A 23,760-nucleotide genomic window follows, 5' to 3' on the forward strand; every position below is an offset into this window, starting at 1 on the left:
CCGGATGCCGGCCGGGTGCTGCCGGTTCTCCCGCACGCCGGCCGGAGCGTCGGCCGGAGCGCCGGCCGGCTCGCGTCCGGGCCGGGCGCCGGGCGTCAGGCGTCAGGCGTAGGACCGAACCGTTCAGTTTCCTATACTGGCCCGTACCGTCTCCCCCGAGTACCCCGAGGAGCGCCCCGATGGCCGCCGACAGCCCCCAGCCGATCGACGAGTTCGGCATCCCGATCATCCCGAGCCCGGTCGACGCCGCCCAGCGGCGCCGGCAGGCGATCATCGACGCCGCGCTGGCCGAATTCCTCAAGGAGGGCTACTCCGCCGCCTCGATGGACGCCATCACCGCGCGGTCCGGCGTCTCGAAGGCAACCATCTACAAGCACTTCGGGAACAAGGAACGGCTCTTCCTCGCGGTGATCGGCGGCATACTGCCCACCACCTACGAAGACCTCAAGCCGTGGAACTCCACCATCGCCGAGGCCGACGACCTGCGCTCCGCGCTGATCACGCTCACCCTCGACTGGACCCGCATCCTGCTGCGCCCCGACATCATGTCGCTGCGCCGACTGGTGATCGGCGAGATCGACCGCTTCCCGCAGCTCGGCCAGCTCTGGTACCGGGTCAGCTACGACATGAACAACGGCCCGCTGGTCGAGGCCTTCGCCGAACTGGACCGCCGCGGAGTGCTCGCGGTGGAGGACCCGGCGCTGGCCGTGCAGCAGCTGGTCGCCTGCACCGTGGGCGTGCCGCAGCTGGTGCGGACGTTCAGCCCGGAAGCCGAACTGGACGAGGCCGAGATGCACCGGATGATCATCTCCGGGGTCGACCTGTTCCTGGCGCGGTACGCACGGGAGCAGTGACCACGGCGACGGCGGGCCCGGCGGCCGGAGCGCCCGTCACGGTCGGGGCGCCCGTCACGGTCGGAGCAGCAGCCGTCGGTACCGCGGCCGGACCGGCGTCCGGCCGGCGACGGCGCCGCCGCAGCCCGGCCACCAGCAGCAGCACCGCCGTCCACGCGCCGGTGCAGAGCACCTGGCTGCGGCTGCCCGGGTCGACCAGCATGAACACCAGCACCCCGGCCATCGCCGCGAGCGCCAGGCAGCCGCCCAGGTAAGGGAAGCCCCGCATCGGGGCCACCGGCTGCGGCCCGTGCTCCTGCTCCGGCCCGCACTCCTGCTGAGGCTCGCACTCCTGCTCCGGCCCGTGCCGATCCCGCGCGTCCGTGTGCCGCTGCCGGCCGTGAAGCCGTAGGTGGGAGGCGGCGATCAGGATCCAGACCACCAGGATCGCCGCTCCGATCGAGTTCAGCAGGAACGGGAAGACGGTCCGCGGCCACACCAGGCTGAGCACCACCGACGAGAAGCCGAACGCGGCCGAGGCGAGCACGGCGCGGCCGGTGCCGGTCGGGGCGGTGGAGGCGCCGGGCGCGTCGGCCGAGCCGCCGCCGCGTTCGGCCGGCCGGCCGCCGCGGGTCAGCAGACGCGGGGCGTCGCCGCGGGCGGCGAGGGCGTGCAGCATCCGCGAGGAGCCGTAGATGTTGGCGTTCATCGCCGACAGCAGGGCCACCAGCACGACGGCGTTCATCAGCTGCGCCGCGCCCGGCACCCCGATCCGGCCGATCGCCGCCGCGTACGGGCCGTCGGCGACCGCGGGGTCGTCCCACGGCACCACGGCGACGATCACCGCCATCGAGCCGATGTAGAACAGCGCCACCCGCCACAGCACCGTGCGCACCGCCCGGCGTACCGCGCCCACCGGGTCCTCGCACTCGGCGGCGGCGATGGTCACCGTCTCCAGCCCGCCGTACGCGAACACCGCCGCGATGGTGCCCACCGCGACCCCGTGCCAGCCGTGCGGCAGCAGGCCGCCGTGCGCGGTCAGGTTCTCCGTGGCAGGTGTCCGGCCGGTGAGCGCGGCAGCGGCGCCGAGCAGGATGAACGCGCAGATCGAGGCGACCTTCACCCCGGCGAACCAGAACTCCAGCTCACCGAAGTGCCGCACACCCGCCAGGTTCGTCCCGGTGAACAGCGCCATGAACGCCGCCACCCACACCCAGGCCGGCACCTGCGGCAGCCATCCCGCCACGATCCGGGACGCCCCGATCGCCTCCGCGGCCACGCTCACCACCAGCAGCGCCCAGTACATCCAGCCGGCCAGCAGCCCGGCCCACGGCCCCCAGGCGCGGGTGGCGTGCGCGGAGAACGACCCGGAGCCGGGGTGGGCGGCGGACATCTCCCCGAGCATCCGCATGACCAGCACCGTGAGAACCCCGGCCACCGCGTACGACACCACGATCCCGGGCCCCGCCGCGGCGATCCCGACACCGGAGCCGACGAACAGCCCGGCTCCGATCGCACCGCCCAACGCGATCATGGCGATGTGGCGCTGTCTCAGCCCATGACTGACCGACCGGTCCGGCATCTCGGCTCCCCCCGTTGTGATCCAACCGGGGGAGATCCTGTCCCCGACCACCCGTCATGATCAAGTCCTCGGACCGGTCCGATCGAGGCGTGGACACCCGCCGACCGGAGTGCGGGACGGCTGTCGGGGACGCGGACCCGGCCTTGACCCGGCCGTGCCGGCGGGCAACGCTCCGTACAACTGCTCGGCATCCTGCGGCCGTTGGGGTCAGGCATCGGGCCTGACGGCGTGGATGGCCCTGAGTGTGTCGCAGACCTGGGCGGTGATGGTGAGCAGGACAACGGCGGCGATCAGGTAGTGGTCGTGCGGGGCCCTGGAGCCGATCAGTGCCGCGGTTGCGATGGGGGAGACCGGCGCCCACCGCAGGTCGGGCCGCGGCAGCCGCCGGCCGGCGGAGGCGTCCCGCGTCCGGAGACGAGGGCGGAGGTGAGGGCGGGGCTGAGGGCGGGGCTGGAGGCGGGGGCGGGCTTCGGTGCTGGGGGTGTTCACGGGCGCTCCTTGCGGTGTCCGGTGCGGCCGTCCCCTCGGGCGGCCTCGAAGGAGCTGTAGGAGGCTGCCGCACGATCACCCCCCGACCTCGATGTGTGACCCGGATCACAAGGGGAAAGTCTCGGTCGGCAAGGGGGGAAGCCCCGGGGCGGCACCTAATACCCCTCCTGCGAGGCAACGCGTCTCGCCTCGACGGCAAGAACACGTGGGAGTCGGTGTGTCATGTGAGGACCCTGCCGCCGAACTTCCGGACGGCGAAGGCGCCGAGGGGCCCGCCCCGGACACCCTCGGCGGCATGACCGCCGCACAGGCGGCAGACCTGGAGAGCGCTCTGCCCGATGCGGCACTCCTGGAGGACGACCGGGCCCGGGCCCGGCGCCGACAGGCCGACGCCGGACTCGTCCGCTACTTCCGCGCGCACGGTTTCGCCGGCCCCCGCTTCGAGAGCTACGCCGAGAAGCTGATGCAGTACGGCGTCCAGGTCATGGGTTCCTGGACCTTCTCCGGCGAGATCTTCCGCCTGGCGAAGGCTTCCGGGAGGCCGGTGCCGGCCAACAAGATCGTGACCGGGTGGTGCAGGGAGGAACGGCAGCAGGTCTCCGAGGAGTCCGCCGTCGCCGGGTTCGTCCTGTTCAAGGAGCGCGGCCTGGTTCGTGGCACGTGGAAGCCGGACGGTGGCGCATCCTTGACGACCTACTACATGAATGCCGTCATCCGCGTCTTTCCGCAGGTCTACGGCCGGTGGCACCGCGAGTGGGTCCAAGGCCAGGCCCTGCGGGCGAGCCTCGCACCGGCCGACCAGGACGAGGAGATCGCCGGGATTCCCGATCAGCGGGCGGTCGACCCCCATCAGGCCGCCGCCACCCGCGACGAACTGCAGCGCATTCTTCCCGCCGTCACGGATCCGCAGATGCGAGAGATCATCGCCTGGCTGTCCCTGGGCTACACCCACGAAGAGGTCGCCCAACGAGTCGGCCTCCCTTCGGCCAAAGCCGTCGAGCGCCGACTGAGCCGCGCACGTCGTCACTGGCGGGACATGGTCCGCACGCTCGAACTCGGGGAAGGGGGAGTCCGATGACCGAACGCGGCGGCGTGTCCGGGGGAACCGACCACAACGTGTCGGACGACTACGGCGACGACGAGTTCGCGGCGCTCCTGGAGGCCTCCAGCCTGGGCGCCCCCGAGGTCCGAGCCGCTCTCGCCAGACCTTTGCCGCCGTCGACCGTCGAGCGGGTCCATGCGGCGGCCGGGGAAGCGGCGGCCGGTTCCGGAAGCCGGCACGTCGAGGAGTCCTCCGCTCCGGGTGACCGAGCGGGGATCGGAAAGCCGGTCTGGGCGAAGCGCGCGCCACGACGTCCTTCGGCAGCTCCACGGGACGTGCCGCTCATGAACACCACGGTCAGCTGCGAGCTGCACCTGCGCCTCATCGTGTCCGACAAGTCCTCACTTCCCGTCCCCGCGGGCCTGCGCTACGACACCGCCGACCCCTACGCCGTGCACGCCACGTTCCACACGGGCGCCGACGAGACCGTGGAGTGGGTGTTCGCCCGGGATCTCCTCGCGGAGGGGCTGCAGCGACCCGCCGGTACCGGCGCCGTCCGGGTGTGGCCGTCACGCAGCCACGGGCAGGGGGTGGTCTGCATCGCGCTGAGCCCGCCGGAAGGAGAAGCCCTGCTGGAGGCCCCGGCCCGGGCGCTCCGGTCGTTCCTCAAGCGGACTGAGGCCGCGGTGCCGCCCGGCACCGAAGACCGTCACGTCGACTTCGAAGGGAAGCTGTCCCACATCCTCGCCGAGAACTGACCCCGACCGGTTGTCGGGATCCCGTCCGTGGGTCGAGACGGTGGTCGCGGGCCCGCAGGAGCGGTGACCATGGAGGGGTGACCATGGAGGGGTGGACGGACACCCGATCGAGGTGCCGGGCGTCCTGGACGTGGGACCGACGCCCCGGACGGCGCTCGCCTGGTTGCCGCCGACGGACCTGTGGCAGGCCGTCCAGCGGATCCGGGAGGAGCACGATCCGCAGATCCGCCGGTGGCCGCCGCACGTCAACGTGCTGTTCGGTTTCGTCCCGGAGGCGGACTTCGGGCCCGCGCTCCCGCTGCTGGGCGCCGCCTCGGCCGAGCACGAACCGTTCACCGCGCGCCTGCACGGAGTACGTCATTTCCGCCACCGCCACGACGCCACGGTCTGGCTCGACCCGGCGGGCGACGGCTCCGGCCCGTGGCAGGCGCTCCACGGCTCGCTGGTGGAGCGCTTCCCCCGCTGCCGGGGACGGGCGGGCGACTTCACACCCCACCTGTCCCTGGGGCGGACCCGGGACCCTCGCCGGCTCGCGCCCCGACTGGCCGCCCTCCTGGGCACCACCTCGGCACGGGTCGGCGAACTCACCCTCCTCTCCCGCCGGGGCGACGGCCCGATGCGGGCCCGGTTCACGGTCGAGCTGGGCACGGGCGAGGTCCGGCAACTTCCGGAGCTGCCGGAACTGCCGCAGCTGTGACAGCTGCCACGGCTGCCACGGTTTCCGGGCCTCGGGCCCGCGCGACCGCATCGTGGGACGCCGGGCGGGCGGGGTTCACCAGGCGAGGGGGCGGCCGTGCCGGAAGAAGCCGCCGGTGGGGCCGTTGTCCGGGAGGGTCGCGGCCCAGAGGACACTGGCGGCGCCGGTGGCGACAGGAGCGCCGCCCGCGCCGCCCATGTCGGTGGCGACCCAGCCGGGGCAGACCGCGTTGACCAGGACGCCGTCGGTGCGGAGTTCTCCGGCGAGGGTGCGGGTGAGGGCGTTGAGAGCCGCCTTGGAGAGGCTGTACGACGGGGTCCCGCCGCCCATCGCGGCGAGCGAGCCGCTCTCGCTGGAGACGTTGACGATCCGCGGGTGGGCGGAGCGACGGAGCAGCGGAACGAACGCCTGGGCCACCTGCCACGCGCCGTACAGGTTGGTCTCCATCGTGCGGCGGACCTCGTCGAGGTCGACGGAGACGGCGCGGCGCCCGGTGTCGTAGTTGGTCGCGGCGTTGTTGATCAGGACGTCGAGGCGGCCGAACTCGGCCTCGACGGAGCGGGCGAGTTCGCGGACGCCGGCTGCGTCGGTGACGTCGAGGGTGCGGGGCAGGACGGTGCCGCGCCCGCCGGGGCTGTGGGAGAGGTCGGCGGCGGCGTCCTCGGCGGCCTTCGGGTCGCGGGCGCAGAGCAGCACGGTGTGCCCGAGTTCGGCGAGTTGGCGTGCGGTTTCGCGGCCGATGCCGCGGTTGGCGCCGGTGACGAGGGAGATCGGTGCGGGGATGCCGGTGGTGTCCATGGCCGGTCCCTTCCCCGCCGGAGGCGGATCATCCCGCCCACGGTCCTCGCCGCTGCTCAGGGCGGCGACTCCTCGCCGGACGTGAGGCCCTGTCCCACCGTCAGAGATGTCGAACACCGTAGGGCGGGGCAGGAAGGCCTGGTTGTCGTCGCCCGTCCACTCGGGTCTGGAGAACCGCCGCGGAATCAGGCAGTATTCGATACGGCGAATGGCTTCATGTCGGGGAGGGAAGCGGGCGGCGCCGGTGGGAGTACGCCGGCAGGCCACCGACCCGCACGGTGCGCCTCCCGACCGAAGGCCCTTGCAGCCCTTCCAGGAACGACGCAGCCCATCGCGGGCGCCCCGAGCCATCAGGTGCGCCCGGCCCGGAGCAACCAGGAGCACGGTGTGACGACGCTGGACGGCCGTGAGGTCTACACACGGCGCGATCTGATGGACAGGTACGGGATGACCCTGTCCCCGTTGGAGAAGTGGCACCGCAACCGCAGCCTGACCGGTCACCCCGAGGCCGTCGGCACGGTCGGCCGCGAACTGGTCTGGGACCGCGAGGAGTGGGACCGCTGGTACCGGGAGCGGGGCGACACCCGAGACCTGGAATCACGCGCCGAGCTGGCTGCCAGGCACGGTCTGGCCCGGGGGACCCTCGACCGGATGTGGTCCCTGCGCGAGGAGAACGGCCACCCCGAACCGGTCAAGACCATACGGAAGACGACCTACTGGGACGCCGAGGAATGGGACGCGTGGTACGCCGACTACCGCCGGCGGGCCCAGCGCAGGGAACTCGACGTCGACCGCTCCGGCAACCCCGACGACCTCGTCACCCTCTCCCAGGCCGCCCGCATCCTCGGCGTCGAGCCCACCAGCATCACCCACTACCCCAAGAAGCCCCCGCGGAATTGGCCCCAGCCGGCCCAGGCGGAACAACTCCCCAGTGGGTTCATGCGCCGCCGGTACCGCCGGGCGGACATCTGGCACTACGCGGACAATCGCACCCTCGCCGGCCCCCGACGGCCACGGCGCCAGGGCACGCAGCCCGCCGACCCATCCCCGACGGCCGGACAGGAGGCGGGGAACCCCGGACAGCCCGACGCGCGGACGACTTCCTGAACTCTGCGACGGGGCGCTGGTGCCGTCGGAGGCGGTCCGCAGCGCCGCCAGTGCCGGGAGCATCCGGGCGAGTTCGGCCTTCAGGTCCGCTGCCGGTGCGGGACCGCTCTGCTGCGGGACGGCCGTCGTCCGGCTGGTCGCCGGCGCTCGGCATCGGCTGATCTCCCCCTGGTTCGCCGCGCGGCGGCCCGTGATCTTCGACGGCTGCGTGAATGGAGCCGACCGCTAGCCGACCGCCCGCGCACACGGCCTGCCCGAATCGGATCAGGGAGCGGGATCAGGGAGCGGGAGCCCGCCCGACCTCGTGCTCGGCGCGGGCACGGGACGCGAGGCGATCGGCGAACTCGACGACGAGGTCGCGTAGTTCATCCGGGCGCTCGATGACGAACGGCCGGTCGAGTGCGGCGAGTGCCGGCGGCAGCCAGTCGAGCCGCTCCGCCCGCAGCTCGACGCGCAGCCAGCGCTCGGTTGCCGGGTCCTCGCCCGCCGCGGGCCCGTACTCCGCCAGGGTCGCGACGCTGGCGGGAAGACGGGCGCGGATCTGCTCGACCGTCCCGTGGATCCGCAAGGTCACCTCGTGCCGGTACTCGGCCGTGGCGAACCCCGACAGCACCCGCTGTGCCGGATCGGGACCCGGCGGCGCTTCGAACGCACCGGGCAGGGTCCGCGCGTCCGCGATGCGGTCGAGCCGGAAGGTCCGGTCCTCGCCGATCCGGACGTCCGTGCCCGTGACGTACCACCGGCCCGCATGGTTGACGATCCCGTACGCGTGCAGCGTGCGCTCGCTGCGCCGTCCGTCGCGGTCGGTGTAACGGATCGACACCGGGCGGCGGTTGCTGACCGCATCGGCGAGGGTGAGCAGGACGTCGGCGTCCGGGGTGTCCGAATCGCCCGGCTGGTCCGTGAAGGCGAGGGAATCCAGGAGTGCGTCGAGCCGGCGGGCGGTGTGCCTGGGCAGCACCCGTCGGATCTTGGCCGATGCCGTCTCGTTCGCCGTGCGGTGCGTCGTCATCAGCCCGGCCCGGCGGCCGGCGACCAGGCCGAGCAGCACGGCCAGGGCCTCGTCGTCGCTGAGCATGAGCGGGGGCAGCCGGTACCCGGGGGCGAGCCGGTACCCGCCGTACCGGCCGCGCACCGATTCCACGGGCACGTCCAGATCGATCAGCTGGTCCACGTACCGCCGCACGGTGCGCCCTTCGACGCCGAGCCGGTCGGCGAGTTCCGCGACCGTACGGGTGCCGCCGGACTGCAGCAGCTCCAGGAGTGTCAGCACGCGGCCGGTGGGTCGGGACATGCGCACAACATAGCGCGAATGCCGGGCTGAAAGAGGACCGATTCTGTCCACTATTTCTCCTAGCCTGCGACGTGCACGCCTTCAGCAGAGCCAAGGAGATCCCCATGGAATTCGTCTCGATCCGCATCATCACCAGCGACGTAGCGCGCCTCGTCGAGTTCTACGAACGGGCCACCGGGGCGCAGGCGACGTGGGCCACCGAGGACTTCGCCGAACTCAAGACCGCGGGCGCCACCCTCGCGATCGCCGGCACCCGCACCGTCCCGCTGTTCGCCCCGGGCTCCGCCCGCCCGGCGGACAACCACAGCGTGATCACCGAATTCCTCGTCGACGACGTCGACCGCGTCCACCGGGACCTGACCGGCTTCGTCACCGACGTCGTCGCCGGGCCCACCACGATGCCCTGGGGCAACCGGTCGCTGCTGTTCCGCGACCCCGACGGCAACCTCGTCAACTTCTTCACCCCCGTCACCCCGGCGGCCAAGGAGAAGTTCGCACGCTGACGCCGCTTGTGCCCGCCGCACCCCGCGCCACCACCGTGACGCGACATGCGGCGGGCGGGCCGCCCCCGTGCCGATGGGCGGCCCGCCGCCGTCGTCCCACCGGCCGGCTGCGCACCACGGCGGCCGTCGGACCTGGTACGGCCGGTCGCTTCCCGCAGCCCCGAGGCTCCGTGTCCGCCGGTCCCCGTGGATGATGGCGCGGTGACGAACATCAGCGACGCCCACGTGAAGGTCCACTTCCGGATGGAGATCGACGAGGACGGCTGGCCGCCCGTAGGCGTCGAGAGCCTGTGGGCGGTGGACCTCGGCGACGGAACGGTGCGCCTCGACAACACCCCGTGGTTCGTCCGTGGCATCGCGAGCGGCGACGTCATTCGGGTCGACGTCGACGACGACGGCCTGCGCTGGGCCGGGGAGACCGTTCACCCCTCGGAGAACTGCACCATCCGGTTGATCGTCCGGAAGGACGGAGGATCCGCGGCGGCCCGGCAGACCGTGCTGGAGACCTTCCACCGGCTCGGCACCACCGGCGAAGGCATCGAACAGTTCGGGATGGTCGCACTGAAGGTGCCGCCGGAAGCGGACATCCAGCAGATTCGCAAGCTGCTCGAACACGGTGAGGTGAAGGGCTGGTGGCACTGGGAGGAGGGCTGCGTCACGGCCGCCTGGGAAGCCGGCGCCGACACCCAGGGCGAGTGAGCGCCGCCTCGACCCGGTTCACCGACCGGGTGCGAGCGGGCCGGGAACCGGTCGCGCCGTTGACCCGCCGGGATCGCCGACGCGGCCGGTCCGCGCTCCCCGTCACCCACCGGTTCCGGGGAAGTGATCGGATGTCCTACGAGGATGACGAGGACGAGTGTGAGTGGGTGTGTACGTGCCGGTGGCACGGGGGCATGATCCGCTGAAGGGAAGGACCACCAGCGGGGTTCGTGTCGGATGCGCCGATCCGCCGGCCGGTTCCACGGTCACTCCCACCCCGCGCGCCCCGTTCACGGGGCCGCTCAGCAGAAGTGCTCCGCTGGTGGCGGGCATCAGACCGGCGGGCCGCATCGTCCCGCTGTCGTCGAACCACAGCTCGTAGGCGGTGCCCTCCGGCAGCGGCGGCATCCCGGACACCAGGAATCCGGCCCTGAACCAGGCCGACGACCACGCGACCGCCTTGCAGATGGCGCCGGCCCGAGGGCGCCGGGAGGAGAAGGTCCGTGCCCGCCCGATGCGGAGACCCTGGCGACCCGGCTACGGCGCAGGCCGGCTGCCCGGGGGAGTGCCGGCCCGGGAACCCGTGTCGCGACTGCCGTCAGCGGGCCCCCGAGCCGCCCTGGCGCAGCGCGTCCAGCGTGGTGCCGCGCTTGCGCCGCACCAGTGCGCGCAGGGTGCCGACGTTGCGGTAGCCGACCCTGGTGGCGATCGCCTCGGCGCTCAGTGCGGTGGTGCGCAGCAGGAACGTCGCCTCGTCGAGGCGGACCTCCTGGACGAAGTCCAGCGGTGTCATGCCGAGTACGGCCTGGGCGGTGCGCTGCAGGGTGCGTTCGCTGACGCCCAGCTCCCGGGCGGCGACGGCGAGCGGCGGGGGGTCGGCCAGTCGGGCGCGCACCCAGCGCTCGAAGGCGGTCATCATCGGGTCGGCCTGGGCCAGCAGCGTCGGCACGGCGAAGGCGGCCTGGGAGGGCCGGTCACCGATCAGCAGGTAGCGGGCGACGCTGTCGGCCAGCTCCGGGCTGTGGCGGCGTACCACCCACAGCGCGAGGTCGATGTGGGCGAAGGCGGCGCCGGCGGTGGTGGCCCGGCCGTCCTGGACGAGGGTTCGGGACTCGTCCAGCAGCACGCCCGGGTAGCGGCTGCGGAAGGACGGCCCCAGCCACCAGCTGGTGGTGGCCCGCAGGCGGTCGAGTGCCCCGGTCTCGGCCAGGAAGAACGTACCGGTGCAGGCCGCGCCGACCGGAGTGCCGGCTTCGGCCAGCCGCCCGCCGAGCTCCAGTGCCCAGGCGTTGGCGGATGATCGGACGGCCGTCAGCACCCCGTCGGGCGTCTTGAAGCCGACCGCGGGCATCAGCAGCAGATCGGGCTGGTGCGGCAGTTCCCCGGCGGGCACGGTCGCCAGGGTGAGGTTGTTGCCGGTGCGCACCTCGGTGCCCGCCCCGACGACGGTCATCGTGAACGGCGGCGCCTCCTCGCTCTGAAGGCGTACCGCGTTCGCCGTGTTGAGGACGTCGAGGACGGCGGAGAGCCCGGAGTCGAAGATGCCGTCGACGGCCACCATGGCGATATGCATGTCGGAAACGGTAACCGACGTGTCGTTTCCGCCACTCGCGGGTCGGTTTTCGGCCCCATAGCTTGTAATTCGAGCCGGAACGCGGGATGCGTCCGGCCGAACCGGGCCCATCACACAGGGCCCGTCACGACACGAGGGAGACCCCCGATGACGCTCAAGCTGGGTGTACTGGCCCTGCTCACCGCCAAGCCCGGCAAGGAGGCCGAGGTGGCCGCCCTGCTGGACACCGCGCGGGACATCGCCGCCGAGGAGGGCCGGACCCAGGTCTGGTACGCCTTCCAGGTCGACAGCTCCACCTTCGGCATCTTCGACGCCTTCGCCGACGACGCCGGCCGCCAGGCCCACCTGACCGGCCGCATCCCCGCCGCCCTCGCCCAGGTCGGTCCGGACCTCCTCGCCGCCGACCCCGACATCCGCCTGATCGACATCCTCGCGGTCAAGTAGCCCTTCCCCGGCCGCGGTCCCACCCGCCCGGCACCGGCGCCGTCCCGGGGAGCCCGGACCCCGCGACGGCGCCGCCCGTGATTCGCGACCGTCGGCAGCTCGGACCCCCTGACGGTCCTGCCAAGGCACCGGCAGGAGGTGGCTGACCCCGCGGACGCGGCGAGGACCCTCTGCGACCCGCGAGGGTGCTGCGGCTGCTCGCGTCCAACCCGTCGCGTGGGCACCGGGTGGGCACGCTGTGTCCGCAGGTACGACGAGCGGACGGGCGTGACCACGGGGAGCATCATCGCGGCCGTCATCCGCCACCACAGGGCCACGGATCCGAACAGGTCGCGCCCCATCGTGCCCGGCCCGGGCGCCGTGCCCGACGAGCACCGATCTGCACGCGGTGGTTCCGGCGAGCGCTCGCAAGGGAGTCGGGACCGCGGTGGGGGCGGGCTCGTCACGTGTGGAAGCGGACGCGGATCGCGAGGGCATCCTCGGCGAGTTCGTCGAGATAGCGGTCGGCGAAGTCGAAGTACCGCGCACCGACGAGGACTTCGGGGTCGGACGACGAGCCGGTGCCGTCGATCCACTCGCCGTCCAGGGTGAGCAGCACGCCGGGCGTCACCGCGCGGGCGACCGTGCGGCGGACGAACTGCTCACGGGTGTGGGCGTAGTGGCCGACCGGATCGGACATGCCGGTCCACCGGCGGGCTCGCTCGTCGCTCGCCCACAGGGCGACCGCGGCCCGGACGACCGGCTGCTCGCGGTACGCGGCCCAGGCCGTCGCACCGTCGCAGGCCCGCTCGTTCATGGCACTCAGGGTCAGCGCGGGCTCGAAGCCGGCACTGAAGGCGACCCAGCGGTCCCAGTCGGCGCCGGCCTGGTCCGCCACGGGCGCGCGGTCGACATCCAGGTCGAGCAGGCCGCGCGGCCCGCCGTCGCAGCGCCCGGCCGGCTGCGGCGGGCGCGGTCGGCCGTCGAGCTCGAACGGGTTGCGGATCAGCCGCGGATCGGCCTCGTGTCCGGCGCGGACCGCGAAGCCGTCCGCTCTGTACCCGCCGTAGATGTGCCACCACTGCCATTCGCCCTGCCAGACGCCGCCCGGCGGGATCTCGGCGTCGTTCCAGAACGGCGCCATCGCGGCGGCGAGCGCCTCCATGACGTCGGCGGGGTCGGTCGGGGGCAGGCAGGCGGTGATGATCTCTCGGGACATGGACCAGCCTTCGTGCGCGGGTTGCCCACCGTAGCCAAGCCCGTGGGTCCGTGAAAGGCGTTTTCGGACTGCCCGGCGGGCGGGAACGCCTGCCCCAAGGCCCTGTCCGCCCGGCGTGGACCGGCCAGCCCGGCCCCGGCTGTCGATCTGCTGATCGACGAGGCCTACCGACTCAGTCCCACCACAGCACGACGAGCAGACCCCCCCGGGCTGCCTCCGCATAGAAGTCGCACAGCGCACCGAAGTGGCCCAGCAGGTACTCCGTCGGATCGCCGATGAACCCGTAGCCGAGCGTGGACCCCGCGCCGCTGTCCAGGACCGACCGGAGGATCGCCTGCATGTCGATCCCTCCGAGCAGCGCCGACACCTCGGCAACTGCCTCCGGAACGAGGGCAGTCGGAGCGGAGTTGCTGAAGAAGGCGATCGCGTGCGGGCCCGCGTCGAGGAAGTCCAGATCGATGCCGCCGTCGCCATCGGTCGCGCGCTTGAGCGCCCCCAGGCGGACGGCGTCGAGCCCCGTCAGCTCGCAGGCACGCTCCAGCATGGAGGGCGCCCAGTCCAGATCCAGACAGTCCACGGACGGCGGATCCCAGTGATGGTTTCCGTCGGGCGATTCCGCGGCTGACCGGCGGCAGGCGGCGAGGTACTCCGCCGTGACTCGGGCAAGTTGCTGGGTGACAGCCATGACGGCAGTATCCCGACACTGTCCACCGGATTTGCCGCCACTTCCTCGGGACAGGCTCGGAGGATTCCGCTGCTTGATCAAGGGCTGTCCCGCAAAGATCGCGTCGCAGTGGGCCGGCTCCGTCAGCCGGAGGGCAGCGCGGCATGATGGCCCGCGTGACCAAGGACGCGGATGCACATCCCACACGGATCCCCGGCTACCCCGACGGTTCCTTCCGCCTGCGTCCCGAGCTGCTGGACGAGAGGCTGTTCTGGATGGGGCACCTCTACTCCTGTGCTTCGGGCGGCGCCGGGGGGCTGCTGTTCGGACAGGGTTATGCATGGGCGGAGCACCGGGCCTACCAGCAGCGCCTGTGGCAGCGGGCCGACTGGCCCACGTTCACCATTCCGCTCACTGCCGGCCACCGCCTCCATGTCGTCTACCGCACCACTCCCGACGAGGCCGGGATCGACTACCTGCTCCACCATCCCGACTGGGAACGAGCCGAGCTGCTCGCGCGCATCGACGGGCACTTCATGAGCCCCGGCCTGTCCTGGCCGGACCTGATCGCCGCCGCGGACAACGGTCTGGCCGTCGGTGGCACAGTCGCTGACCCCCACGCCCGCCTGCTGCTCCTACTGCCCGCCTTCGGGGACGCGGCCGCACCACCGGAGGCCGTCGACCGCCTGGCCGCGGCGTTGCGCGCCCGCTTGGGAACGCAGGCCGCCGAACCGCTCGCCGCAACCATGCTCGAAGGTCAAGGACTTGCCGGTCCGGTGCAATGGGCGACGGCCGCGGGCGGTACACAGGTCAACGACGGCAGGTATTCGTTCCGCAACCCCGCCAATGACTTCGCCCTGCCGGGCGATCGCCTGGCCCGGGCCAGTGCGGCGCTGGCCGGGCCTGTGCACCAAGTGATCCGCCCGGGTCGGCACCAGGAACCGCGCCGCTGAAGTCGGGCGCCCTCTGCGCCCGTAGTGGGCCTCGACTTCTCCCGCGTCCGGCCGCGTGGCCGTCGGCATGCCCGGCCAGGATTCGGCTGGGCACGCAGGCAGCTGATCACACTGGTGACACTCCGGCCAGTGAGCAGGTACCTTGCGGGAGGACAGAGAGAAGAGTTCCCATGGACTCCCGGATCATCCGCATCCGACACAAACTGGCCAAGGCGCCCTACGCTGCGCTGCGAAGCCACTCCTTCGGCGAAGAGAAGCACCGGTTCCGTCTCGAATCCCCACTGCCGGATGCGAAGGTCGCCGAGTTCGAGACCGACCACCACATCGAACTGCCGGGTCCCTACCGCAGTTTCCTGACCACACTGGGCGGGGGCGGAGCATCGCCTTTCTACGGCCTGCTGCCGTTGCCGTCATGCCGACTGTTCACGATGGACCCCCACGGCGAGCGCGGCCGCCCTCGGGGCTTCACGTTCGCCGACCGCCGGCCTCACCGAGGTGACCTGTTCCTGAACATCATCGAGGCAGGGTGCACCGACCTGGTGCTTCTCGGTGTCACCGGTCCCCTGACGGGCCGCGTCGTCACCGGAAACGCTGACGGCTTCCGGGGCCCCAACGTCTCGTCGGCCACTGACTTCCTGGCCTGGTACGAACGCTGGCTCGACCACATGCTCGCTGGGCGCGACAACCGTGACCTGGAACTGACCTCACCGGCCCTGCGGGCGCCGATCGACCGCATCCTTCGACAGCACCGGAACCGCACCCGAAGGGTCGATGCCGCATAGAACGCCGGCCTCACTTCGATCACGCGAACGATCACGGAGTAGCCCATGGGTGCGCTACCGCGATGTCCCACGTGTGTCAGGACCGACGAACGCAGCCATCCGCCGCTTGGAGCGCGACCGACTGATACCCGGCATCGTCGCCACGGCCATGAGCGTGTGGTCCGCCCGAGTCCATGGGACCAAGCGACGCTGGAAGCCATGGGAGGCCGAATTCACCTGCCCCTGCTGCGGCGAAGGCTGGGCCCGCGACAAGCTCGAAGAGGCCGTCTTCATGCTTCCGCCCCGAGCCTCAGGCGAACTACGAGCACGGGTCGACGATCTGGACGCGGTGTTGCTGCAGCGAACCCATCACGAACCACAGGCATCATCCGAACTGGCCTGGTGGCACCGCAGGTTCTGAATGACGGTTCGACACCGTCCCGCGAGCCCCTCACTCGGCGACGTCCACGGCCTCGTCCTCCGCTCACAGCGGGAGCGAAAACCCCGTGCCCTCATGCGTCGGGCCGAGCAGAATCGGCGTATGACGGACATGCGGGCGTTCCGGGATGCGATCACCGGCTGGGCGGCGGGAGGGCCGGGTGGGCCCGCGGGCGAGCTGGCCGGGCGACTGCGGGTAAGGACGGCGGTGCTGTTGGAGGGGCCGAGTGATGTCGCGGCCGTCGAGGTGCTGGCCGCGCGCCACGGTCGAGACCCGGAGTCCCGGGGTGTGTGCGTCGTTTCGATGGGCGGGGCGATGAACGTCGGCCGGTTCGCCGGCCTGCTCGGGCCGACGGGGCTGGGCCTGCGCCTTGTCGGGCTGTGCGACGAGGGCGAACAGGGCTTCTACCAACGCGGCTTCGAACGGGCCGGCGAGCCGCTGGACGGCATCTTCGTGTGTGCGGCGGACCTGGAGGACGAACTCATCCGGGCGCTGGGCGTGCCACGGGTCGAGGAGATCGTCCGGGCCGAGGGCGACCTCCCGGCCTGGCGCATCTTCGTCCGCCAGCCTGCCCAGCAGGACCGGCCGCCGCACCGGCAGATGCGCCGCTTCCTGGGCACGAAGAAGGGCCGCAAGATCCGCTACGGCCGCCTCCTGACCGAGGCCCTCGACCCGGACCGCGTCCCCGCCCCCCTCCAGGCTCTGCTCCGACATCTTTGACGGCAGTGGATCGCCAGGGGGCGGGGGCCCCGGCCGGGGAAGGGGCCGGGGCCCTCGCGGGTGGTGGGTCTGTCGGTTGAGCTGTGGCGATCTGATCAGGGGTTCACGGTCACGACGATGCTTTCGGGGCTGCCGCTGTTGTCCTGGTAGACCGAGTCGCCGCTGTAGACGGCGGTGACGGTGTGGGGGCCGGCGGTGCGGAAGGCGGTGACCAGGCCGGCGGCGGCGCAGTTGCCGAGGGAGAGGACCAGGCGTGAGGTGCCCAGGGTCGTGCCGGTGGTGGTGTCGGTGAAGGTGACGGTGCCGGTGGGCCGGGTGGTAGATCCGCCGCCGGGGCAGATCAGGTCGCTGAGCACGACCGGCACGCCGGTGCGGGTGCGCTGGGGCATCGCTCTCAGGAAGGTGGTGACCGGCTTGCCCACGACGTAGGTGATGATCACCTGGCCGTTGTGGTTCGCCGTTCCGACGGTGGAGGTGCTGAAGCTGGTGCCGGTCCCGGCCGGGGCGGTGAAGCTGCTGCCCCCGCCGCCTGCGCCGCCACTGCCCGTGAGGCCCAGGTTGTTGACGGTGGCGCTTCCCCCGCCCCCGCCGGCGAAGTACCCGCCGCCCCCGCCGCCGCCGGCACCGATGACGGTGAGGGCGCAGCCGCTGCCGATGCTGCCACCGGTGCCACCGGTGCCGACCGTGGTGCCGCTGAACCCGCTGCCAGGACCGCCCGCCGTCGTCGAACAGAGCGGAGCGGTGCCGGCGGCCCCGCCGGCGCCACCGGTGGTCGTGCCGGTGCTGCCCCCGCCGCCGCCCTTCCCCGCTGAGGCCCCGGGGCCGGTGGCGGTTCCGTCGGTCCCGGCGGTGGCGTCCGGCGTCCCGCCGTTGCCGCCGTTGCCCCCGGCCGAGCTTCCTCCGGTGCCGCCGGCGGCACCGCCGCCCCCGGCGACGGCCAGCAGGGAGCCGCCCGCGCTGACGCTGGAGGCTCCACCCCCGCCCGGGCCCTCGTACTTGAAGTTCGGGGCCGGGTAACTGCCGCCGGAGGCACCGCCGTTGAACCCGCCGGCGCCTCCCGTACCGGTGCCGTTGCAGCCCTTGCCGCCGGCGCCTCCGACGTCGATGGTGAGCGTCGTCGGGGCGGTCGTCTGGGGGAGGGTGGTGACCACCCGTGCCCCCGTCCCGCCCGTTCCCGTGGTGGTGCAGGCGGTGCCGGTGTTGTCGCCACCGCCGGCGCCGTCGGCGGTGATCGTGATCACCGCGTTCGCCGGGACGGCGAGGGTCTGCGCGGCGCCGGTGTAGGTGAAGGTGTACGTCGGGTCGGCCCCGTGGGCCCCTGCCGGAGTGGTGGAACCCGCGGCCCCCGTCGGTGCGGCGGTCGCGGGTACCAGGCCCGTCCCGGACAGGGCCAGGCACAGGCCCGCCACCGCCCCTGCCCGCCGCCACTGCTCACGAGCGCGGGCACCTGCGCGGGCTCGGCTTCGTCCGGCTGTCACGCGGTCGGCCGGTTGTCCTGGGGTGTGGTCTGTGATCACCGATGTCTCCTGACGTGAATGGCTTGGGGTGGGACCGTCGGCGGCCGCGGGACAGCGGGGCGAGCCGCAGCCAGATCGGTCACTCATCGTTATGACATATGTACGTCAGGTGGCGAAGTGTCGCGCTCTGCGACACCGGATCACGTGTCCTGCCGACGAGCCGTCACTCCGACCGGCTCCGGCCCGCATCCGGAGCACCACGGCCGCCGACCGGGCGGCTGCGGGCCGGAACAGCACAGCCCGAACGGTGCTCAGGTCCGACACGGCCGGGTTCCCCCGAACGACACGGGGCAAGGAGGACGGGTGACGTTTCCGGCAGCGCGCCTTCGGACCGGAGTGCCGAGCCGTGTCCGCAGCCGAATGCCTGCTAACTGTGACCGTTGGACGGGCCGGCGGACCGCTCCCGTCCGACGACGGCGCGCGCGAAGGGAAACACCTGTGGAGTCTCTGCGTACGAGGATCACCGCCCTGCTGGGCGGACTCCTGGTGGTCCTGGCTGCCGGCGTGCTGCTGCCGGGCACCGCCCACGCGACAAGCAGGGTCAGGACCGTTCCCACGGACTATCCGACGATCCAGGCCGCCGTCGACGCCGCGCAGCCGGGCGATGAGATCCGTGTCCGCCCGGGGACGTACCGCGAGCAGCTGTTCGTCGGCAAGGACCTGAGGATCAGCGGTGCGGGGGCGGACACGACGAGGATCCTTGCACCTGCTGTCCTTGCTCCGGGTGAGGACGGTGGAACCTCGATCGTCGAGATCCACGGGGGCGCGAGGGTGGCGATGTCCCGGTTGGCGGTCAGCGGTCCGGGCTCGGGTACGTGCGCGAGCGGCGCCCTCGGCTCGGGGATCCGGGTCCTGAGCGGCGGCCACCTGGACCTGAACAACGCGGCGGTCTCGCACATCACGGACACGCCCGCCGCGCCCTGCCCGCACAGCGCCGTCGGGATCTTCGTCGGCGACTTCCCGACGGGCACCGGTTCGGCGACGATCCGCAACTCCCGTATCAGCGACTACCAGGGCTCCGGCGTCACCGTCCTCAACGCCGGATCCTCCGTCAGCGTCCTGGAGAGCGAGGTGACCGGCCACCCGACGATTTCCACCGACGGGATCGGTTTCGTCCTGGGCGCGACCGGCACGGTGGCCCGGAGCACGATCACCGACAACGCCTGTCGCCCGTCGGACAGCCAGTGCGGCCCCGACTTCTTCAGCCAGACCCAGCACGCCGGAATCGTCGCCGGCGCGCCGGGCACGGTCATCACCGGGAACTCGGTGAACCGCAATCAGGTCGGCATCTATGCCGTCGGATCGGCGGACCTCTCCCGGAACTCGCTGACGGACAACGACTACTTCGGGATGGCCCTCCAGGACGGCACGTTCACCGTCCGGCAGCACCGGATCGAGGGCGGTGTCGGCGGCGTGGCCGTGATCGCCGCCACGGCGGACACCACGGCGACGCTCGACCGGGTGTCCATCCGGCGGACGTCGGGTGCTCCGGTCCAGATCTTCGAGTGCTGCGGCTTCACCGCGACCGCGACCACACGCCGGTAGCGTTGCCGCGAGGTCGGCGGGGAGTGTCCGAGGTGTACGTCCGGCTGGTGATCGGGCGAGGCCGGACGTGGTCGAGTCCTGGCCGGGATGCGGTGATCACGCCCGTCGGCGGGATCAGCGCGTCCATCGCCGGCTGTGTCTCAAGCGGCGGAGGTACCTCCGTCGAGGACGCGCACCGCAGTCCGTGCCGCCTCGCCGCCGTCGGTTCGTGCCAGTTCCTCCAACGCCCGGCGATCAGCCCGCCCGCACGCCTCTCGCAGTTCGCGGGTGAGATCGAATCCGAGCTCCTGGGCAACCCCGTCCGAGATCACCAGGGCATCCGCTCCGCGTCTGTCGGGGACACGGACCGTCAGGGCCCGGGTCGCAACCTACTGGCCCGGCCCCGGCTCTTCCTTGCGGACACCCCAGGCGCGGCATGGGCGGGGTGTCGTGTTCTGCCGGGTCCCTGACCGCTCCAGATTTTGCGTGCGCCGAGCACGCTTTTCCGCTACAGTCATAAGCGTGCTTCAGGCACGCATCTTCGCTCGATCCACAGCGGGACGCTCCCGCACCCAACCGAAGGAATCCCCGTGACCCACACCGACGTCCGCGCCGCCCTCACCGACCTCCTCCTCACCCCCGGCCTCGACCTCGACGAAGCCGCCGACCGCCACTTCGCCCCCGACTACCGCCAGCGCACCGACGGCGAATGGGCCGACCGCGCCGAGTTCCTCGACCACATCGCCCACCTGCGCACCGTCGTCGCCGACGGCTCCGTCGAGGTCCACGACGAACTCACCGCCGGCAACCGCTACGCCGACCGCCACACCATGACCGTCGTCAAGACCGACGGAACCACCGTCCGCATGGAGGTCTACCTCTTCGGCGAGTTCGCCCCCGACGGCCGCTTCCGCCGCATAGAGGAGACCACCCTCATGCTCGAAGGCACCGACGGCGACCGAAACCTCGGCAGCGCCCGCTGAACCACCCGACCACGGCCGGGCACCACGCCCGGTGCCCGGCCCGCCGTCGTCCCGGCGCATGGTTCGGAAAGTCGCTCGAAAAGTGAGAGGAAGTGGTTGTCATGCTCGACGTGCTCATCGCCGGGGCCGGCCCGGTGGGGCTCTGGCTCGCCGCGGAGTTGCGCCTGCACGGGGTGGAGGTGACCGTCGTGGAACGCCGGGCGGCACCGGACGGACGGTCGCGCGCGGTCGGCATGCAGGCCGGCACGCTGGACACCTTCGCCACCCGCGGCCTCGCGGAGCGGTTCATCGAACGCGGCACCCCGGTGCCGACCGGCCACTTCGGCGCGGCGACCACCCGGCTGGACTTCTCCACGACCGGGGCGGTGCACCCCTTCATGCTGGCGCTCGGCCAGTCCGTCACCGAACAGCTCCTGGAGGAGCACGCGGTCGCCGTGGGCGCCCGCGTGCTGCGCGGGGAGGAGGTCGTCTCGCTCACGCAGGGGCCGGACGCCGTCGAGGTGGTGATCCGGGCCGGCGGCACCCACCGGACCGTGCAGGCCCGCTGGGTCGTGGGGTGCGACGGCACCCGCAGCGCCGTGCGCCAGGCCGCCGGCATCGACTTCCCCGGTCAGGACACCACCATGACCGGGTGGCTCGCCGACGTCGAACTCGACGATCCGCCCACCGGGCCGTTCTCCGCCACCGGACCGGCCGGCTCGTTCCTGGCGGCCCCGATCGGCGACGGCGTCCACCGCCTGGCGGGCCTCTCCACGGCCACCATGCACCACGGCACCGGCGAACCGCTGACCCTGGACGAGGTGCGCGAGCAGACCCGCGCACTGCTGGGACGGGACCTGGGCATCCGCAACCCCCGGTGGCTCTCGCGCTACGGCAACGCCACCCGCCAGGCCGCGCGGTACCGGGCCGGACGGGTGCTGGTGGCCGGGGACGCGGCGCACATGTTCTTCCCGGCCGGCGGGCAGGGCATGAACCTCGGCATCCAGGACGCCACCAACCTGGGCTGGAAGCTGGCCGCCACCCTCCAGGGCCGGGCGCCCGACGGACTGCTCGACAGCTACGAGACGGAGCGCCGGCCGGCCGCCCGCGCCGTCATCGACAACACCCGCGCGCAACTCGCCCTGTTCGCCGCGGCGAACCCGGAGCAGATAGCCCTGCGCGAGGTCTGGTCCGCCGCACTCACCGAACCACGGACCAACCACCAGTGGGCCCGCCGGATCGCCGGCTTCGACGACCCGATACCGGCCGACACCCAGCCCGGCGGGCACCCGCTGAACGGCACCCGGCTGGCCGGTCTCGCCCTGGACATCCCGGCCGGTGCGCCCACCGCCCACCCGTTGATGCACCACGGCCGACCACTGCTGCTGGACCTCGGCGGGACTCGGACGCCGTGCCCGAAGGACGGCCTGGAGCAGCGCGCGGGAACCGTCAATACCGGTGCTGCACAAGTGATTTGGCGGGACGTCACCGCCGTGCTCATCCGGCCGGACGCCCGGATCGCCTGGGCCAGCACCGACACCGACCCGCAGCGCCGGGCCGCGGACTGCCTCGCCACCCTGCGCACCCTGTGTCGCTGAACGCCGCTCGGCGGGCCCGCTGCTGCGTTCCGCCCCGGGGCACCTGCCTGCCGGGGGCGGCAGGAAGCGTCGGCGTGGTGTCGGCGCCTGGGTGCTTGCTCCGGGCCGCAGTTGTGCCCCCGATCCGGGGTTGCCGGCGAAGGCCGGTCCCGGGGGACCGGCGGCGTGAACCGTCGGTGTGTCAGATCGGAGCGAGGCCGGGGCTCGGACTGCGTGATCCACAGTGGCGGAAAGACACCGGGCCGACCGGCCCTCGCCCCTCCTGGAGTGGATCGTGACGTTCGCACTGTCGCCTGCTGCCGACCGGCCGGGCTCCACACGCAGTCACCGCACCGGTCCGCGAGGGCGCCGGGGCCGGGTCCTGGCCGTGACCGCCGGGGTGTTCTGCGCGGCCGTGGCCCCGGTGGCCCTGTCCGCGCCCGCGCACGCGCAAGGCACCTGCACGACCACGGGTCCCACCACCACCTGCACGTTCGCCTTCACCGGCGCCGAGCAGACGTTCACCGTCCCGGCTGGTGTCACACAGGTCGACGTGTCGGCGATCGGCGCGGCCGGCGGCATGGAAGGGCTCGGTGGCGCGAGCGGCGGCCATGGCGCCCAGGTGTCGGGCACGCTCACCGGGCTGTCCGGCGGACAGACGCTCTACGTCGAAGTCGGGGGCACCGCCACCGGCGGATCCTGCTACCCGAACACGCTGTGCGTCGGCGGCTTCAACGGCGGTGGCAGTTCCCACTTCGGCGGCGGCGGAGGCGGAGCCTCCGACATCCGCACCCAGCCCCGCACCGTCCCCCTCACCACCACCGACTCCCGTCTCATCGTGGCTGCGGGCGGCGGTGGGGCCGGTGAAGCCGCCCAGAGCCCCTGCGCGGGAAGCCCGGGCGGGGACGCCGGCCAGCCGGGCACGGACGGGGCCTGCAGTGGGGGCATCGGCGGCGGAGCGGGCGCGGCCACGCACGGCGGTACCGGTGGTGCCGGAGGCGGCGGGACAGCCTCCGGCACGCCCGGCATGCTGGGCACCGGCGGCGACGGCGGCCAGAACACCGGCGGCGGAGGCGGCGCGGGCTTCTACGGCGGCGGCGGAGGCGGCAACATCAACCCCCTGGTCACCCCGGCCGGGAGCGCGGGTGGTGGAGGCGGTGGCTCGTCCCTCGTGCCCGCCGGCGGCACCGGCCCCACGGCGACCAGCGCCGCCGCGGGCATCACCATCAGCTACCTCGCCCCGGGCAAGCCGGTGACCACGGTCCTGACCGCCATGCCCCAACGCACCCGAACCGGCCTGCCCGTCGTCCTCAGCGACCTGATCTGCCCCGGTCGCGGCTCGACCACCACGCCCACCGGAACCGTCACCTTCACCGACACCACCACCCAGACCACCCTCGGCCGCTCCCGCCTCGTCCTCTCCCTCGGCAACTGCGCCGCCGCCGGCCTCGTCACCGCCTTCCGCACCACCGGCGCCCACACCGTCACCGCCGTCTACAGCGGCGACACCGTCTACCAGGGCAACAGCGGCAACCCCGAGAGCATCACCGTGACCGTGAACCCCCGATAGAACCACCTGCCGCCTTGCCCAAGGCCTACGTGCTTTCCCGGGATTGCCGCGCGGTG

At 72.5% G+C, this 23,760-nt stretch carries 24 protein-coding genes; 15 read left to right on the forward strand and 9 right to left on the reverse strand.

Annotation, left to right across the window (positions count from 1 at the left end; genetic code table 11):
- The first annotated feature begins 179 nt into the window (after positions 1-179).
- Complete coding sequence (locus ABT048_RS27260; protein ID WP_350524144.1) at positions 180-854, forward strand: TetR/AcrR family transcriptional regulator; 675 nt, start codon at positions 180-182, stop codon at positions 852-854.
- Here ABT048_RS27260 and ABT048_RS27265 read toward each other — a convergent pair.
- Together ABT048_RS27265 and ABT048_RS27270 are read right to left on the reverse strand one after the other, a co-directional pair.
- Positions 805-2,415: an amino acid permease gene (locus ABT048_RS27265; RefSeq protein WP_350524145.1), complete on the reverse strand. Its 1,611-nt coding sequence runs from the start codon at positions 2,413-2,415 to the stop codon at positions 805-807. The two genes, ABT048_RS27260 and ABT048_RS27265, sit on opposite strands and share 50 nt — an antisense overlap.
- Before the next feature lie 207 nt (positions 2,416-2,622).
- Complete coding sequence (locus ABT048_RS27270) at positions 2,623-2,904, reverse strand: hypothetical protein (RefSeq protein ID WP_350524146.1); 282 nt, start codon at positions 2,902-2,904, stop codon at positions 2,623-2,625.
- A gap of 295 nt (positions 2,905-3,199) precedes the next feature.
- On the opposite strand from ABT048_RS27270, the gene ABT048_RS27275 reads away from it, so the two are divergent.
- The 3 genes from ABT048_RS27275 to ABT048_RS27285 all read left to right on the forward strand — a co-directional run bounded on the left by ABT048_RS27275 (position 3,200) and on the right by ABT048_RS27285 (position 5,401).
- A complete protein-coding gene (locus tag ABT048_RS27275; protein WP_350524147.1) occupies positions 3,200-3,982 on the forward strand; it encodes an RNA polymerase sigma factor in 783 nt (260 codons plus the stop codon).
- A 308-nt stretch (positions 3,983-4,290) separates the two neighbouring features.
- Positions 4,291-4,704: an SsgA family sporulation/cell division regulator gene (locus tag ABT048_RS27280; RefSeq protein ID WP_350524190.1), complete on the forward strand. Its 414-nt coding sequence runs from the start codon at positions 4,291-4,293 to the stop codon at positions 4,702-4,704.
- Between the two features lie 91 nt (positions 4,705-4,795).
- A complete protein-coding gene (locus tag ABT048_RS27285; protein WP_350524148.1) occupies positions 4,796-5,401 on the forward strand; it encodes a 2'-5' RNA ligase family protein in 606 nt (201 codons plus the stop codon).
- Between the two features lie 75 nt (positions 5,402-5,476).
- On the opposite strand, the gene ABT048_RS27290 is transcribed toward ABT048_RS27285, so the two are convergent.
- Positions 5,477-6,199 (reverse strand): SDR family oxidoreductase, encoded by a 723-nt coding sequence (locus ABT048_RS27290; RefSeq protein ID WP_350524149.1) that lies wholly within the window; start codon positions 6,197-6,199, stop codon positions 5,477-5,479.
- Between the two features lie 387 nt (positions 6,200-6,586).
- Between ABT048_RS27290 and ABT048_RS27295 the strand changes: the two genes are divergently transcribed.
- The gene (locus ABT048_RS27295) at positions 6,587-7,306 is read left to right on the forward strand and encodes a hypothetical protein (RefSeq protein ID WP_350524150.1); all 720 of its coding nucleotides are present in this window, start codon (positions 6,587-6,589) and stop codon (positions 7,304-7,306) included.
- A gap of 277 nt (positions 7,307-7,583) precedes the next feature.
- Here ABT048_RS27295 and ABT048_RS27300 read toward each other — a convergent pair whose 3' ends face one another.
- Positions 7,584-8,600 (reverse strand): helix-turn-helix transcriptional regulator, encoded by a 1,017-nt coding sequence (locus ABT048_RS27300; RefSeq protein ID WP_350524151.1) that lies wholly within the window; start codon positions 8,598-8,600, stop codon positions 7,584-7,586.
- A gap of 104 nt (positions 8,601-8,704) precedes the next feature.
- Here ABT048_RS27300 and ABT048_RS27305 point away from each other — a divergent pair, with 104 nt between their 5' ends.
- A complete protein-coding gene (locus ABT048_RS27305; protein WP_350524152.1) occupies positions 8,705-9,103 on the forward strand; it encodes a VOC family protein in 399 nt (132 codons plus the stop codon).
- A gap of 201 nt (positions 9,104-9,304) precedes the next feature.
- Positions 9,305-9,802: a DUF4265 domain-containing protein gene (locus tag ABT048_RS27310; RefSeq protein ID WP_350524153.1), complete on the forward strand. Its 498-nt coding sequence runs from the start codon at positions 9,305-9,307 to the stop codon at positions 9,800-9,802.
- Between the two features lie 102 nt (positions 9,803-9,904).
- Here ABT048_RS27310 and ABT048_RS27315 read toward each other — a convergent pair whose 3' ends face one another.
- Entirely contained in the window at positions 9,905-10,318 is a 414-nt protein-coding gene (locus tag ABT048_RS27315) for an anti-sigma factor (protein WP_350524191.1), read from the reverse strand.
- An 82-nt stretch (positions 10,319-10,400) separates the two neighbouring features.
- Positions 10,401-11,375, reverse strand: coding sequence for a GlxA family transcriptional regulator (locus ABT048_RS27320; RefSeq protein ID WP_350524154.1), 975 nt, complete (start codon positions 11,373-11,375; stop codon positions 10,401-10,403).
- A gap of 147 nt (positions 11,376-11,522) precedes the next feature.
- On the opposite strand from ABT048_RS27320, the gene ABT048_RS27325 reads away from it, so the two are divergent.
- The gene (locus ABT048_RS27325; RefSeq protein ID WP_350524155.1) at positions 11,523-11,819 is read left to right on the forward strand and encodes a putative quinol monooxygenase; all 297 of its coding nucleotides are present in this window, start codon (positions 11,523-11,525) and stop codon (positions 11,817-11,819) included.
- Between the two features lie 442 nt (positions 11,820-12,261).
- Here the strand turns inward: ABT048_RS27325 and ABT048_RS27330 are convergent, their stop codons facing one another.
- Positions 12,262-13,017: a hypothetical protein gene (locus ABT048_RS27330; protein ID WP_350524156.1), complete on the reverse strand. Its 756-nt coding sequence runs from the start codon at positions 13,015-13,017 to the stop codon at positions 12,262-12,264.
- Between the two features lie 172 nt (positions 13,018-13,189).
- The gene (locus ABT048_RS27335; RefSeq protein WP_350524157.1) at positions 13,190-13,702 is read right to left on the reverse strand and encodes a DUF1877 domain-containing protein; all 513 of its coding nucleotides are present in this window, start codon (positions 13,700-13,702) and stop codon (positions 13,190-13,192) included.
- A gap of 155 nt (positions 13,703-13,857) precedes the next feature.
- Here ABT048_RS27335 and ABT048_RS27340 point away from each other — a divergent pair, with 155 nt between their 5' ends.
- The 3 genes from ABT048_RS27340 (at position 13,858) to ABT048_RS27350 (ending at position 16,554) form a co-directional block, all read left to right on the forward strand.
- Positions 13,858-14,634, forward strand: coding sequence for a hypothetical protein (locus ABT048_RS27340; protein ID WP_350524158.1), 777 nt, complete (start codon positions 13,858-13,860; stop codon positions 14,632-14,634).
- A gap of 170 nt (positions 14,635-14,804) precedes the next feature.
- Positions 14,805-15,416: an SMI1/KNR4 family protein gene (locus ABT048_RS27345; protein WP_350524159.1), complete on the forward strand. Its 612-nt coding sequence runs from the start codon at positions 14,805-14,807 to the stop codon at positions 15,414-15,416.
- A 520-nt stretch (positions 15,417-15,936) separates the two neighbouring features.
- Positions 15,937-16,554, forward strand: a complete 618-nt coding sequence (locus ABT048_RS27350; protein WP_350524160.1) for a TOPRIM nucleotidyl transferase/hydrolase domain-containing protein — start codon at positions 15,937-15,939, stop codon at positions 16,552-16,554.
- A gap of 95 nt (positions 16,555-16,649) precedes the next feature.
- On the opposite strand, the gene ABT048_RS27355 is transcribed toward ABT048_RS27350, so the two are convergent.
- Positions 16,650-17,963, reverse strand: coding sequence for an Ig-like domain repeat protein (locus ABT048_RS27355; RefSeq protein WP_350524161.1), 1,314 nt, complete (start codon positions 17,961-17,963; stop codon positions 16,650-16,652).
- A gap of 546 nt (positions 17,964-18,509) precedes the next feature.
- On the opposite strand from ABT048_RS27355, the gene ABT048_RS27360 reads away from it, so the two are divergent.
- The 4 genes from ABT048_RS27360 (at position 18,510) to ABT048_RS27375 (ending at position 23,704) form a co-directional block, all read left to right on the forward strand.
- Positions 18,510-19,616: a right-handed parallel beta-helix repeat-containing protein gene (locus tag ABT048_RS27360; RefSeq protein ID WP_350524162.1), complete on the forward strand. Its 1,107-nt coding sequence runs from the start codon at positions 18,510-18,512 to the stop codon at positions 19,614-19,616.
- A gap of 569 nt (positions 19,617-20,185) precedes the next feature.
- A complete protein-coding gene (locus tag ABT048_RS27365; RefSeq protein WP_350524163.1) occupies positions 20,186-20,578 on the forward strand; it encodes a nuclear transport factor 2 family protein in 393 nt (130 codons plus the stop codon).
- Between the two features lie 101 nt (positions 20,579-20,679).
- Positions 20,680-22,155, forward strand: a complete 1,476-nt coding sequence (locus tag ABT048_RS27370; RefSeq protein WP_350524164.1) for an FAD-dependent monooxygenase — start codon at positions 20,680-20,682, stop codon at positions 22,153-22,155.
- A gap of 367 nt (positions 22,156-22,522) precedes the next feature.
- Positions 22,523-23,704: an Ig-like domain repeat protein gene (locus ABT048_RS27375; protein ID WP_350524165.1), complete on the forward strand. Its 1,182-nt coding sequence runs from the start codon at positions 22,523-22,525 to the stop codon at positions 23,702-23,704.
- The last annotated feature ends 56 nt before the right edge of the window (positions 23,705-23,760 follow it).

It is taken from the genome of Kitasatospora sp. NPDC096140, from assembly GCF_040303045.1.
In the GTDB taxonomy this organism is placed as follows: domain Bacteria; phylum Actinomycetota; class Actinomycetes; order Streptomycetales; family Streptomycetaceae; genus Kitasatospora.